General features: G+C 54.4%; 1 protein-coding gene. It reads left to right on the forward strand.

Annotated features, from left to right (window positions below; genetic code table 11):
• On the forward strand, positions 1-270 hold a 270-nt coding region (locus MXD62_RS08715; protein ID WP_248828878.1), incomplete at both ends, for a glycosyltransferase family 2 protein.

Below are 270 nucleotides of genomic sequence, written 5' to 3' on the forward strand. Positions count from 1 at the left end.
CAATCCGCCAGCATGTTCCCTGTGACGAACTGATCGTTGTCGATGATGGGAGCAGCGACAAAACTGCAGACCTGGCGCTTTCCTGGACGGATCGTGTTATTCGGCTGCCGCGTAATCAGGGAAAAGGACATGCTCTGCAAACAGGCTGGAATCAGGCAAGCGGAGAGATTCTGTTGCTTTTGGACAGTGATCTGCAGCATACCGCAGCGGAAGCAAAGCGGTTGCTTGCGCCTGTTCAGGCGGGTGAATGCGAGATGGCCATTGCTGTAT

Origin of the sequence: Frankia sp. Mgl5 (genome assembly GCF_023242985.1) — a bacterium.
Classification (GTDB): Bacteria; Actinomycetota; Actinomycetes; order Frankiales; family Frankiaceae; genus Parafrankia; species Parafrankia soli.